Here is a 12,982-nt window from a genome sequence, read left to right as displayed (position 1 = left end):
AATTTCGAGCGAAAAGTTTTTAAATTCATCTCAACGTTAGGATATTGGACGCCCCGGTGGTGTAGCCCGGTCAAACATGCGGGCCTTTCGAGCCCGCGCCCCGGGTTCAAATCCCGGCCGGGGCACCATAATTCTCTTGTCATGCTATTCTAAGATTAGTTTTACCATTGTGAAGGGCTTATTCTTCACAGAGTCTGCTTCAACAGGCAATGTATTTATCATTATGGAGAAAATAATGTTCGTTTTATATTCCTCCATTTACCTTCATAAGGAGACATCCATAACTCTTTTAATTTCTTTGAGTAATTCTTAACATAAGAATAAATGGTGATGCTTATGGGGTTTGGTGACTTCTTAAAGAAAGTTGGAGACGCGACTAAAAAAGCAATGGACCGCGCGGCGAGGGAGGCCAAGTATCGGGCTAAGGCTCTTGAAATCAAAAGAGAAATCGCTGATGCAGAGAAAAAGTTCCAAGAGGAAGTTGCACGAAAGGAGTTTGAGGCTAAGCGAGAGATTTTATCACAGCTCAAGATGAGGCAGCTTGAGGCTGTGTGTGCCGCCAAGGGTGTCCCTACCTATCGGACACAAATTGTGAACGGTGAAGAGCGCCGTTACAAAATTAGAAATAAAGATGAGCTGATTGATGTCGTGGCAGCTCATTTGACTCTGGAGGAAGTTGCAGAGGTTGCTAAAAGGTATAAAATTAAGTCTCGGCACGTACTTCAGCATTTTCACAAGTGGCTTGAGGAAGCCAATGAGGCTTTAAAAGCCTTCAAAGAGCAGAAGCAAAGAGAGCTTGACGAATACAGGGCCCAACTTTTCGGTGAGGAATCTGGCAAAGTTGCTTCTATTGAGCTTGAATCTGAAACTTTGGAATCCCTTGAGGGCAAGGAAGATATAGAAGAGTACGATGAAGAGATTGGTTCCCAGCCAGATGTTGTTGATATTCTCTTTGATTTTGAGCCAGAGATAGTGAGAGACGAGGAGGACCTTGAAAAGCAACTTTACCAGTATCTCAAGGCGCGCCTTGGGAGGCACGTTGTCCGTCAGTATCCAGTTGGAGACCAAAAAATTGACATTGCTATTGGTGACAGGATTGGTATTGAGATAAAGATTGCAGAGAGCAGGAGCAAGCTTCAGCGGTTGGTTGGCCAGGTTTTAGATTATGTCGAATACTTTGACGAGGTTATTGCGGTGATTCTTGATGTTGGAGCCAATGTGGACATCGATAGCTACATCCAGAAACTTCGTCGGCTTGGAGCAGAGGTTGTGGTGTTAGAGGGAGACATTAAACGAAAAGGCCGTTCAAGGGAAATTATCATCAAAGATGCTCGGAAGAAGATTATCATCCGTTAAAGGGGGTCTAATTAGTGCCTGACGTCTCAACAGGTTTGGCGGCTATTAGTGTATATGGAATCCTTCTCGTTGTTAATAACCAAGTGTTATATATAGTGGAGAAACATCCCAATAAGCCAGAAAATCCGTCCAAAGAGTTCGTGAGGTACTCGTTTATGCTTTTATTTATGATATACATTGGCTTGAATTTGGCATTTGCACAAATTTTTCAATATATTTGGGAAGCTGGAATCTTTAGAGACGTTGAGTCAACTCATCAATGGATAGAAATAGCACTTATTTTTCCTATATTGATTCCCCAGATATATGCCTATCTTAACATAGCTCCACTCAGAAACTTACAGAGGATTGAGCGCATAGCACTTTATGTAGTGATTATGGGATATATTTTGGATTTTTACGCGATATCTGTAAACAAGCTCACTAACGAGTTAAGCATTAGGTATACATTTGCTATGGCAGCTATACTTGTGATTTGGTATTACCTCATTTCGAGACATTTGCCTGCAGAGATTCCTTGAAAATAACAACTTTAAGGGCGTTGAAAAAATTCTTATTCGTCTCGGAGGTTGCGTTATTGTTAAAAATAAAGAAAAATTAAAGCTACCAGAATTTATCTCAGCTTGTTAGAAATTCTGCAAGGAGGTTTACGTAGTCCTCGTTTACTCCTTTCGAATATGTTAATACCTTCTCTCCAGTTTGATATCTGTCCTTTCCAGCCAGTACTATAACTATCTGCCCTTTGCTCCACACGTCTCTCTTTATGAAAATGCCCTGTTTTCCGTTGATTATCTTTTTCTGCTCCTCTTCGTCTAGAACCTGCTTTACGTACTCGCCAACTCCTTCGTATGCCTTAGGACCTCCGAGGATTATTATGATGTTGTTCTTCTTGTACGCTTCAAATTCACTTGGCTTAACCCTTGTAACCATAGCTCCCAGCTTTTCAAAGTGCTCCTTGATGTATTGTCCCTTTATATTCCAATCGATATCGTTTGATAACACTGCTACTTGAACAATTGGCGCAAAAGTTTCTATTGGCTCAAAGTTCGATGCCCATTCCGCCATGTCTTTCAGTACTAAAAATTCCTGCTCTTCTCCAGCCTCGATCTCAAATGAAATGTAGACACTCCTTATTCCATCTTCACGATGTTTCTCACCTCTTGTTATAATGGTAGAAAGATAATCTTTTGAGATGGCATCTATACTAACAATATCTTGGTTTATTGCGCTCAGCAGACGGACTCTTTCTAGTACTGGACGGTTGGGTGTCAGAGTTATAATAGTAGCTCCGATTTGAACCCATATCTCGTCGTCTGTGAACTTTAAAGCTCTTAGGGCATCGACCAATGGAAAGTCCATTGCGTATATTCCCCGTGAGGGATTTGAGTAGCCAAATATCTCCTTTTGGAGTTCAAAGAACTCCAGTATCTTGCCCTTCTCTATTCTTTTCCTTTCTCTTATTCTTTCTCTCGCAAATTTCATGCTTTCTTGAAGTAAGAGGTACTGCCAACCAAAGGCAGAATAAGTCTCATTAGAAAAGTTCAAGGACGATACGCTCTTTATAACGTTCATGTTTTTAACAAGAAGAGGTTCTGGAGAGGGGATAAATGGCAGCATTGCTGGTATTTCGGAGATTGCATAATTCTCCTTTTCTGCGGCTTTTATTTTAGTTTCCTCTATTACCGGCAAGAGCTCAAGGCCAAGCAACGTTGCTAGACTTCCTTGTTCATAAGCCTCGAATGTCCCTATATGGGGAGCTGGTCCCGTCTGGATTAGCCTGTCTCCAGTGTAGACTAATCCATCAAACAGTGTTCCGTGAGTTGCGATTAGCCCTGCATTGTTTTTTCGGAGATATTCGATTAGAATTTGGATGTTTGGGATTTCCCACCTTTTCATCCATAGATTCGAGAGTATCACAACGCTAGGTTGAACCTCTTTAAGGGCAGTTGGGAGCTCTTCTGGGGTTACAATTGTAATGTTGTAATACCGAGCAAGGTATTCCCAGTGGTGTCGCTTTAGAAACCTTTGATGCTTGAGGAAAGGCTTTACCTTGTCGAGCTTTGCTTGATAGTCGCTTAGATCCACCGGATACTCTTCCGTTGCATTGATAAGCACTTCTACATTCTCAGCTCCCTCTAGATAGAGTTCCTCTTTTACTGAGGGATCAACAATTAGCACGCGCTTTCCTGAGGGATTTACAACAAAGTACTTCCCTATAATGCTTTCACTTATGTGGCCTTCTTTGTCTTTTACCACTACTTTAAATTCCACGACACTTCCCGCTTCTTGGGCGGGGATAGTTGCTTTTCCATAAAACGTTCTCATTATTGCAGATCTGTTGTATATTCTGCTTACTATTGAGTTGTATATTTCTTCGTTTTCATTTATATTGGCGACTTTTGTAGGTCTTGTTTGCCATTCACCGTAATTTACTCTGTAATAGAGTGTAACATTCTCAATGTCCAAATCTTCGATCACATAAAAATACGCTGTGTATTCTTCTCCTTCAGGTAGTGAAAAGTACTTCAGATAGGGATTTCCAAGGATCACAAGAGATGGTTGGGGATTTTCTATTAGTATTTGCCCTACTGCAAAGTTGGAGATAGTTAAGAGCAAAAAAAGAGCGAGAGCTAAAACTTTCTTCATTATTGGGTCACCTTGTATTATGCTATATACCTTTTGTATTTATAGGTTTCTTGAGCTAGGGCTATGAAGGATAACTTTTTATAGGTCAGTCTGGATAAATAATCCAGTGAGAGCATGAAAAAAATAGCTGGGTTAGTAATATTGTCAGCAGTCCTTATCCTATTGGGAATAGCAATCGGCCCGGTGGAGATACCTTTCCGGGATATCTTAGGGGCTTTTAGTTGGGGTACTCTCAAAAGAGCGTTTTCAAATCCAGACTCGCTTAGAGGAAACAGCTATATTGTTCTTCAAATAAGGCTGCCTAGGGTTATACTAGCATATCTTGTAGGTGTAAGCCTAGCTTCAGCGGGGACAGCTTCGCAGGCGCTTTTCAAGAACCCGCTTGCAGACCCCTATATAATCGGGATAAGCGGAGGAGCAGCAGTTGGAGCTTCAATAGCAGCCTTATATTTCCCCCAATACATGGGTTTCTTTGCTTTGCTGGGGGCTCTTTTAGCAGTCGTTGTAGTGTACAGAATCGCAAAAGTTAACGGGCATATTCCGGTAGATACCTTGCTTTTAGCTGGGATTGCCTTAGGGTTTTTTACAAATGCTCTCACATCCTACCTCATCTACGTGGGAAGAGAAAGAATTCACAATGCAATATTCTGGCTAATGGGAACGTTCAATGGGGCAGATTGGGGAGACGTTAAGCTGGTTCTATTACCTTCTATTCTGGGTGTTGGCGTTCTGCTCTTCAGCTGGAGGGAGCTAAACTTGCTACTTTTGGGAGAGGAAAGCATCGCAATGGGGCTTGATATAAATCTTTACAGAAAAATTGTAATTGGCATTATCTCTCTTTTAACGTCTTTTGCCGTAGCCACCAGCGGAATAATAGGATTTGTGGGCTTGATAAGTCCTCATGCCATGCGAATGCTATTTGGACCTAATCATAAGAGGCTCTTACCAGCTTCGGCACTTTTTGGTGGAGCATTGATGGTTTTTGCTGATATCCTTGCCAGAATACTCCTTAAACCAGCGGAAGTTCCCGTAGGGATTATTACTGCTCTCTTTGGCGCTCCGTTTTTCATATACCTCCTCATGAAAAAGAAGAGGGGTGAGTTATTTGGATAAGCTAGAGGTCACCGTATCCTTTTCCTATGGGGAAAAGCAGATTTTAAGGGATGTTGCTTTTTCAGTCAAGAAAGGAGAACTTTTAGCGATTGTAGGGCCTAACGGGGCTGGAAAATCAACCCTCTTGAAATGTCTCGTTGGAATTTTACAACCCCGTGGGTACGTTAGGCTAAACGGTCTGGAGCTTTTGAGTTTAAAGCCCAAAGAACGGGCGAAATACATTTCCTATGTTCCTCAAAGTTCGGTTCCGGAGTTTGCATTCACAGTTGAGGAGTTTGTTGAGCTCGGAACCTACGCGACTGGAGGAGACGTCGAGGATGCGTTAAGAAAGGTAGGGATGTGGGAAAGGAGGAATGAGCTCGTAACGAAGCTAAGTGGGGGGGAGTATCAGTTATTGCTGATAGCGAGAGCTTTAGCACAGGGAAGTACTGTAATGCTGCTCGACGAGCCAACGTCTCACTTGGATATTAACCACGCTCTCCAGATAATGAATCTTTTAGATGAGCTTAGGGGTGAAAAAATCCTTGTGAGCGTTATGCACGACTTAAACCTGGCTCTAAACTATGCTGACAGGATTGTAGTTCTCGATAACGGGAGAATACGGTGGAGCGGCAAACCGTCACAACTGACTTCTGATGTCATAGAAGAAGTTTATGGAGTAAAAGTGAAGATAGCAGATGTAGAAGGTTTAAGAGTGATAGTGGCTGCGAAATGATGCTTTAGAGCTTTAGAGCTGTTTTTAGGCTTTTGAGGATCTCTTGTCTTATGGTTTCCCTGTTATCGGGGGTTAAGGTGTAAAGCGTTCCAAAGTTCTTGAACCTCTCTGCATATTTTCGGTGAACCGTTGCTAAAAGCGGTTTTTCGCTTTTGATGGCCTCTTCAACAGCTTCCGCAAATTCTTTGCTCTTGTATTCCATCGCCCCAATTTCGTCAATTACTATGACGTCGGCATTTTTAAGCGCCCTTCGTATTGCAGAGACTCCTACATTGTTTAAATCATCCAGGTTAACGACATATTTTCCTACTCTGGGATATCCACTTCCAACCCATGCTAAAATGCCTTCTTCTCCGGTATCAAGGGCTTTAATCTTAAACCCGACTCTTCTGCCTTTTTCTCTCACTTCTTGTGTTATAAAGCCACAGATTTTCAAGTTGTGGGTTTTTAGCTCTTTGACTACCCTTAGAACGAGCGTTGTTTTGCCAACTCCCGGTAGGCCTGTGACAAAAATCTTCATGAGGCTCACCTGAATTAAGAAGAAACAAAAATTTAATAACCTGTCGGAGCTGCAAAAAGCAAACTTTAAATCGTTTGGCCGAGAAGAAATAGGGGTGATGAGAATGGAAATAAAGTACAAACCGGAAGAACTTACAAAACTCCCGAGGAGTGTTGAGTTCAGGGATGGAAAAGTTTACATTATTGATCAGCTTCTGCTTCCGAGAGAGTTTAAAGTGATAGCGCTAAACACAGTTGAGGAAGTTGCTAGAGCCATAAAAACCCTGCAAGTTCGTGGGGCTCCGGCAATAGGAGCAACTGCCGCCTATGGGCTGGCTTTACTTGCGGAGAAAAGTAAGGCAAAAACTAAGGAAGAATTCTTTGATGAGTTTTATAGGGCGTATGAAATTCTTAAAAACACCCGTCCGACGGCGGTAAACTTGTTCTGGGCGCTCAATAGGATTAAAAACCTCGTGGAGGAGCACAGGGAAGATAGCCTTAGTGAGATAAAAAGATTGATCGTTGAAGAGGCTCATAAAATAGCAGATGAAGACGTTGAGGCAAACCTCAGAATGGGCCACTACGCGGCCGAAATTCTTCCAGAGGGGAACATTTTAACCCACTGTAATGCTGGAAGCCTTGCCACGGTTCACTTAGGTACTGTGGGAGCGGCATTGAGAGTGATGCACAGAGAAGGTAAGCTCAAGCTTTTATGGGTTGATGAGACCAGGCCAGTTCTTCAAGGAGCCAGGCTTTCTGCTTGGGAGTACCACTACGATGGGATCCCCCTAAAGCTTATATGCGACAACATGGCGGGCTTTGTGATGCAGCAAGGAAAAGTAGATGCGGTAATAGTGGGTGCTGACAGAATAGTTGCCAACGGAGATTTTGCAAACAAGATAGGTACTTATTCCTTAGCTGTACTTGCAAAAGAGCACAAGATACCTTTCTTCACAATAGCACCTCTTTCAACAATCGACATGAGCCTTAAGAGCGGCAAGGAGATTCCAATTGAGGAAAGACCCAAAGAAGAGGTCTTAACATGCGGCGGCTGCAAAATAGCGCCCGAGGTGGACGCTTACAATCCGGCCTTTGATGTAACACCCCACAAATACCTGACGGCAATAATTACGGACAGAGGAATCGTCTATCCACCCTTTGAGAAGAACTTGAAAAAGCTCTTTGAATGAAGTTAGGGTTTAAATACCCCTAGTCACTTTTATTTTTTGGTGGTGAAGATGAAGTTTTTCAGCTTAAAAACAAGAATCGCAATTGGAGAAGGGAGCCTTAAATACGTCCAAAGCATTGCTAGGAACTATGAAAAGGTCTTGGTGCTATCAAGTAAATCAATACGCATTCATGGGTTTTTAAACGAGGTGATGGACTATGTGGAAGAAGCAGGGGCTGAAGTTGACGCCATAAGTGGCCTACCGGCGGAGCCGAATTATGAGGACGTCGAAGAACTTATGCCGAGGGTTAGGGAGTTTTCCCCAGATTTACTCATAGCCCTTGGAGGGGGAAGTGTAATAGACATAACAAAGGCAATAAAAGTGTTCTATGACGCTCCAGACCTGAGCTTTGAGGAAATTGCATTTCTTGACAGATTTACAAAGCCACCCAAAGTGATTCCCAAGCTTAAGACTCCTTTAGTTGCAATACCTTCAACAAGCGGTGCCGGAAGCGAGGTTTCTGCCGCTTCAGTTCTTAAGAAAGATGGAATAAAGTACAACTTTGTGTCATACGAAATAGCCCCAGAATACGCTATTTTGGATCCGAGGCTGCCTAGGACAATGCCGAAGGAAGTTGCAAGGAACAGCGGCCTTGATGTTTTAGTTCACGGAATCGAGGCTTACACAACAAAAGCTGCTACCCCGTTTAGCGACGCAATGGCGATAAAAGCCGTGAAAACAGTCTTTAAGTGGCTTCCTTTATCGGTTAATGGAGACGAGGCTGCGAGAGAGCAAGTTCACTATGCGGCAACAATGGCAGGAATAGCCTTCTTGAACGCTCGCCTTGGAATCTGCCACAGCTTGAGCCACAAAGCTGCTTGGATTGGACCGCATGGACTTCTCAACGCGATATTCCTTCCCTATGTGATAGAATTTAACATGAAAAGCGACTACGCAAGGCGGAAATACGGAGAGATAGCAAAGGAAATAGGGTTCAACACTCCAGAAGAGCTTGTTGAAGTTATTAAAGAGTTTAACGAAATGCTTGGCGTGCCAAAGCTCAGTGATCTCGTTGATGAAGAAGTCTTCATGGCAAGGCTCGATGAAATGGCAAAGAAAGCCTATGGAGACCCTTTGGTCAACTTCAACCCCGTAGAGCCCAGTGTTGAGGATATAAAGGAGATCTATAAGAAAGCCTATTATGCCGAGTGATTTTTAAACCTTCCTTCACTCTTCTTATTATGCATCCCCTTTTAAAGAAGGCTGTAGAAGAAAAGTTTGGAGAGCTTAATGAGCTCCAGATTAGGGCTTTTGAAGAGGTTAGTGCTGGAAAGAGTGTTTTAATCGTAGCTCCCACTGGAAGCGGGAAGACCGAGGCAGCAGTTCTTCCGGTTTTCAACGCAATTTTGGAAGAAAAGTTAGATCCAATCTCCGCACTGTATATTGCTCCTTTGAAGGCTCTTAACAGGGATTTGTTGGACAGACTGTTATGGTGGGGAGAGAAGCTTGGGATTAACGTGGAAGTTAGACACGGGGACACTTCAGCCTACAGAAAAGCCCAGCAGGTAAAGAAGCCTCCCCATATGCTCATCATAACCCCCGAAACCCTTGGGGTAATTTTAACGATGAAATCTCTTCGAAAAGCCCTCAAAAACGTAAAGTTTGTAGTAGTGGATGAGATAGTGGAGCTTGTTGACAACAAGAGGGGAGTGCAGCTTAGTCTTGCCCTTGAAAGACTTGCTGAATTTGCCGATTTTCAGCGAATTGGACTCTCTGCAACCGTTGGAAATGAAGAGGAAATCAAGGCTTGGCTTAAAGCCGATACAGTAGTTAAGCCGCCTATTGAAAAAAGATACAGAGTTAGGGTTCTATTCCCACAGCCCGATGAAAAGGACAATGACCTTGCGAGAAAGCTTAACGTTTCCCTTGATGTTGCCACTAGGCTTAGGGTTCTCTGGGAGATAATAGAGAAGCACGAAAGGGCCTTAATATTCACGAACACGAGACAGTTCGCTGAAATTCTCGCTCACCGTTTAAAAGCGTGGGGCAAGCCCGTTGAGGTTCACCACGGCAGTCTTTCACGGGAAGCGAGGATAAGTGCCGAGAGGGCTTTAAAAGAGGGTAAGGTAAAAGCCCTTGTGTGCACGTCTTCTATGGAGCTGGGGATTGATATTGGAGATGTAGATGTTGTCGTGCAGTATATGAGTCCGAGGCAGGTTAACAGGCTTATTCAGAGGATAGGGCGAGCAAAACACCGGGCTGGGGAGGTTAGTGAAGGCTACATAATTGCCACGAACATAGAAGATTACCTTGAGAGCTTGGTTATAGCCCAGAGGGCTCTTGAAGGCAAGCTTGAGGCTGTAAAGCCATATGAAAACGCTTTAGATGTTCTTGGCCATTTTGTTGTGGGCCTCTTAATAGAACAAGGAAAGCTGCCAAAAGAAGTCCCCTTTGAGATTGCCAAAAGGGCTTATCCCTACAGAAAGCTGAAGTGGGAAGAATATTGCGAAGTTTTAAACATGCTTAGTAAAGCTCGCTTAATCGGCTACGATGAGGAAAGTGGTATCATTTACCTTAGGAGGGGAGCGTATCAGTACTACTACGAGAACCTCTCCACAATTCCAGACGAAATCAGCTATCGGGTTTTTGACGTAAAGAGCGGGAAGATAATTGGGCGCTTGGATGAGAGCTTTGTGATGGATCTCGAAGAGGGGATGGAGTTTATAATGCACGGAAGGAGCTGGATTCTGCTGGGAATCGATGAAGAATCAAAGCTACTCAAGGTGAGGGATAGCAAGAGTTTAGAAAGTGCCGTGCCGAGCTGGGAAGGGGAAATGATACCGGTTCCATTTGAAGTGGCTCAAGATGTTGGAAGGCTTAAAAGGGAGCTTCTTTTTGATTTCAGCTCTGCCAAGGAGCTCATATCCAAAGTTGACTTCGAAGATGGGGAGCTTGAGCTAACTTTCTCAACCTTAAAGAAACAGGAGCCTCTGGGCACCGATAGGGACATTGGGATTGAATCCCTTCCAAATGCTTTAATTATCCATGCTGATTTCGGCAACAAAGTGAATGAGACAATTGGTAGGTTCCTTCTGGCGTTTTTGGCTGCAAAATATGGAAAAGTTTTCTCTATGAGGGCTCAAGCTCACGCAATAGTGGTCAAGTCTCCTTTCCAGCTCAATCCCAGTGAGGTTAAATCTTATCTCCTCCAAGATGCCAAGGCACTGCCATTCGTCCTCTCAAGGGCAATGAGAGACAGCCACACCTATAGGTGGAGAATGCTCAACGTGGCAAAAAGGATAGGGGCTTTGAGGAGAGAAGCAAAGATAAGAAAAGTAGAGAGACTTTTTGAAGGCACTGTGGTTGAAAAAGAAACTCTAAACGAGCTTTTCCATGACAAACTTGATGTGGAGAAAGCTGAAGAAGTTTTAAAGGCAATTAAGGACGGAAAAATCCGAATAAAAGCAGCCTTAAGGAAAGAGCCTTCGCCTCTCGGTGTCCTTAACTTAAGCGTCGGTGGCGAGTTTTTAGTCGGTGGAGAGCTTGAGAGGGATGAGATATTGATGCTGTTTAAAGAAAGGCTCCTCAACACAGAAGTTTTCCTAGTCTGCACCAACTGCGGGTGGAAGAGCACCACTAAGGTTTCACGCCTGAAGAACCGCTTAGATTACCTTCAGTGTCCCAAATGTTCTTCCAAGATGATTGCCGTTGCACATCCCATAGATGCTGAACTGTTCGTATCTGCATTGAAGAAGCTTAAGAGGGGAAAGAAGCTTGAAAAAGAAGAGGAAAGTGCGTATAGAAGGCTGATAAAGGCAAGTGATTTAATCAAAGCCTATGGTTTTGATGCTGTCCTAGCGCTGGCAAGCTATGGTGTCGGTGCAGACACCGCTGCTAGGCTTTTGAGCCAATACAAGGGTGATGCCTTGCTCGTGGCACTACTTGAGGCCGAAAAGAGGTATATAAGAACGAGGCGCTTCTGGGTAGACAGGAAAGAGAAAGCCGACGGATGAAACCTTAGAGGAGAACTCAAAGGCTTTCGCCATGGAAAGGATTTTAAGAGCTTCTTCTGCATAGAAATTCACCTCTTTTAGTAGGAAATAAGGCTTTCGAAATCCTCTATGTCCCAGACCAAATAACCTTCATTACGTAGTTCCTCTTTACCCTCAACATTTTTACCCACGAGCCCGTAGCGCTTTTCCCAGCCTTCAAGCCCAACCAGTTTTGCTTTTCTCTTCAAGTCTTCCAAAACTCTCCTTGATTCCCTCTCCTTTAGATCCTTCCACTTGACCTCAACAAAAAGCGCTTTTCTCTCTCGCTCGTTTAAGGTTATCAAATCAATTTCTTCGCCCTTATGCCACCAGCGGCCGATTTTCATAAAACGGAAGGGTAACTTTTTGGCTTTGTTCAGCTTAATAAGGAACTGCCTTGCAATTTCCTCAAAGACCCAGCCGATGTACTCGTTCAAGTCCTCCATGACGAGCTCAACGAGGATATCACCTTGTCCCATCTCTATTAGGTCTGCATTGGGATGAACATAGCGGAACCAGAAGGCGAAGTAGGGGTCGCCTATGTAGTAGCGCCCTTTCCTGCTCTTCCTGCTAGCCGTTATTGGAACCTCCCTTTTCACGAAGCCGATGTCATTTAAAACGCTCAGGTATTTGGCTACGGTGCCGCGCTCAAGCCCTGTCTCATTCATTATTTCTCCAAGTGTCGTTTTTCCTCTAGCTATTGCCTCCATCACCGCGAAGTAGTTCCTCGGCTCCTCAAGCTCCTCCATGAGGACAAATCGAGCGTCTCCGTAGAGGAAAGAGTCCGGACGGAAGTAGTCAAGAAGGTTCTCCTCTATGCTTTTTGAATCGTTAAACTCAAGAAGGTAAGCGGGCGTGCCCCCGAGAATTCCATAAGCCTTCACGAAGTTTTCGAGTGAATAACCCCGCAAAAAGTCTCGAGCCTCGAAGAAGTCAAGTGGAGAGACCTTTAGTTGAGCCGTCCTTCTTCCGTAGATTGGGCTCTTGTAGCCGAGAAGCCTCTCCATCATGCTCATGGACGAGCCGCAGATTACTAGAAAAATTTTGCTCTTGGAGAGCTTTAAGTCCCAATACTCTTGGAGTATTGACGGAAGGGATGGATTTCCTTTGACAAGGTAGGGGAACTCATCAATGACTACGGCAAGCCTTTCATCTGCCCTCTGGTAAAGGTATTCAAAGAAAGCATCCCAGCTTCTGAATGGGTTTTTCATAATAAACTCATCTCCAAAATGCTCCGCAACCCTTTGAGAAAAGCGTTTGAGATTTTCAGCTTCACTAGTTTCTCTTGCGAGAAGATAAATTCCTTCATTCCTCCTCAGAAATTCAAGGAGAAGGGCAGTTTTGCCAACCCTCCGCCTTCCGTAAACGACTATGAACTCGGCCTTCTCACTTTTGAACCTATCTTCAAGGAGCGAAAGCTCAGACTTCCTGTTAACAAACATTATACTCACCAG

10 protein-coding genes and 1 tRNA gene are annotated in these 12,982 nt (G+C 43.9%); 8 read left to right on the top strand and 3 right to left on the bottom strand.

Translation table 11 applies throughout. The features are described 5' to 3' along the window. Nucleotides 1–50 precede the first annotated feature (50 nt). The 3 genes from NF865_RS04665 to NF865_RS04655 all read left to right on the top strand — a co-directional run bounded on the left by NF865_RS04665 (nucleotide 51) and on the right by NF865_RS04655 (nucleotide 1,877). Nucleotides 51–128, top strand: a tRNA-Glu gene (locus NF865_RS04665). Nucleotides 129–336: 208 nt separating this feature from the next. Beyond that, nucleotides 337–1,356 carry a putative endonuclease domain-containing protein gene (locus NF865_RS04660; protein WP_253305409.1) on the top strand — a complete coding sequence of 340 codons (1,020 nt, stop codon included), beginning with the start codon at nucleotides 337–339 and terminating at the stop codon, nucleotides 1,354–1,356. 14 nt (nucleotides 1,357–1,370) lie between these two features. Further along, entirely contained in the window at nucleotides 1,371–1,877 is a 507-nt protein-coding gene (locus tag NF865_RS04655) for a hypothetical protein (protein WP_253305408.1), read from the top strand. 97 nt (nucleotides 1,878–1,974) lie between these two features. Here NF865_RS04655 and NF865_RS04650 read toward each other — a convergent pair whose 3' ends face one another. Then, on the bottom strand, nucleotides 1,975–4,002 hold the full coding sequence (locus tag NF865_RS04650; RefSeq protein ID WP_253305407.1) for a hypothetical protein: 2,028 nt from the start codon (nucleotides 4,000–4,002) through the stop codon (nucleotides 1,975–1,977). Between the two features lie 114 nt (nucleotides 4,003–4,116). Here NF865_RS04650 and NF865_RS04645 point away from each other — a divergent pair, with 114 nt between their 5' ends. Next, nucleotides 4,117–5,115 (top strand): FecCD family ABC transporter permease, encoded by a 999-nt coding sequence (locus tag NF865_RS04645; RefSeq protein ID WP_253305406.1) that lies wholly within the window; start codon nucleotides 4,117–4,119, stop codon nucleotides 5,113–5,115. Next, complete coding sequence (locus tag NF865_RS04640) at nucleotides 5,108–5,830, top strand: ABC transporter ATP-binding protein (RefSeq protein WP_253305405.1); 723 nt, start codon at nucleotides 5,108–5,110, stop codon at nucleotides 5,828–5,830. Before NF865_RS04645 ends, NF865_RS04640 begins: the two co-directional genes overlap by 8 nt. A 4-nt stretch (nucleotides 5,831–5,834) precedes the next feature. On the opposite strand, the gene NF865_RS04635 is transcribed toward NF865_RS04640, so the two are convergent. Next, the gene (locus NF865_RS04635) at nucleotides 5,835–6,359 is read right to left on the bottom strand and encodes an NTPase (RefSeq protein ID WP_253305404.1); all 525 of its coding nucleotides are present in this window, start codon (nucleotides 6,357–6,359) and stop codon (nucleotides 5,835–5,837) included. 94 nt (nucleotides 6,360–6,453) lie between these two features. On the opposite strand from NF865_RS04635, the gene mtnA reads away from it, so the two are divergent. Genes mtnA through NF865_RS04620 form a run of 3 tightly spaced genes read left to right on the top strand, consistent with a single transcriptional unit; the run spans nucleotide 6,454 to nucleotide 11,510 of the window. Then, complete coding sequence (mtnA, locus tag NF865_RS04630) at nucleotides 6,454–7,518, top strand: S-methyl-5-thioribose-1-phosphate isomerase (protein WP_253305550.1); 1,065 nt, start codon at nucleotides 6,454–6,456, stop codon at nucleotides 7,516–7,518. A 48-nt stretch (nucleotides 7,519–7,566) separates the two neighbouring features. Continuing rightward, a complete protein-coding gene (locus tag NF865_RS04625; RefSeq protein ID WP_253305549.1) occupies nucleotides 7,567–8,709 on the top strand; it encodes an iron-containing alcohol dehydrogenase in 1,143 nt (380 codons plus the stop codon). Between the two features lie 29 nt (nucleotides 8,710–8,738). Further along, nucleotides 8,739–11,510: a DEAD/DEAH box helicase gene (locus NF865_RS04620; RefSeq protein ID WP_253305403.1), complete on the top strand. Its 2,772-nt coding sequence runs from the start codon at nucleotides 8,739–8,741 to the stop codon at nucleotides 11,508–11,510. Between the two features lie 77 nt (nucleotides 11,511–11,587). On the opposite strand, the gene NF865_RS04615 is transcribed toward NF865_RS04620, so the two are convergent. Continuing rightward, nucleotides 11,588–12,970: an ATP-binding protein gene (locus tag NF865_RS04615; RefSeq protein WP_253305548.1), complete on the bottom strand. Its 1,383-nt coding sequence runs from the start codon at nucleotides 12,968–12,970 to the stop codon at nucleotides 11,588–11,590. Nucleotides 12,971–12,982: the final 12 nt, after the last annotated feature.

This window comes from Thermococcus aggregans (genome assembly GCF_024022995.1).
Classification (GTDB): Archaea; Methanobacteriota_B; Thermococci; order Thermococcales; family Thermococcaceae; genus Thermococcus_A; species Thermococcus_A aggregans.
Note: the sequence above shows the minus strand (reverse complement) of the source record. Positions and strands in the feature narration are given on the sequence as shown.

Excerpts from the sequence above, each read along its gene's own strand:
- NF865_RS04620 (WP_253305403.1), top strand. The coding sequence starts at position 8,739 with ATGCATCCCCTTTTAAAGAAGGCTGTAGAAGAAAAGTTTGGAGAGCTT.
- NF865_RS04625 (WP_253305549.1), top strand. The coding sequence starts at position 7,567 with ATGAAGTTTTTCAGCTTAAAAACAAGAATCGCAATTGGAGAAGGGAGC.
- mtnA (WP_253305550.1), top strand. The coding sequence starts at position 6,454 with ATGGAAATAAAGTACAAACCGGAAGAACTTACAAAACTCCCGAGGAGT.
- NF865_RS04615 (WP_253305548.1), bottom strand. The coding sequence starts at position 12,970 with ATGTTTGTTAACAGGAAGTCTGAGCTTTCGCTCCTTGAAGATAGGTTC.
- NF865_RS04660 (WP_253305409.1), top strand. The coding sequence starts at position 337 with ATGGGGTTTGGTGACTTCTTAAAGAAAGTTGGAGACGCGACTAAAAAA.
- NF865_RS04650 (WP_253305407.1), bottom strand. The coding sequence starts at position 4,002 with ATGAAGAAAGTTTTAGCTCTCGCTCTTTTTTTGCTCTTAACTATCTCC.
- NF865_RS04645 (WP_253305406.1), top strand. The coding sequence starts at position 4,117 with ATGAAAAAAATAGCTGGGTTAGTAATATTGTCAGCAGTCCTTATCCTA.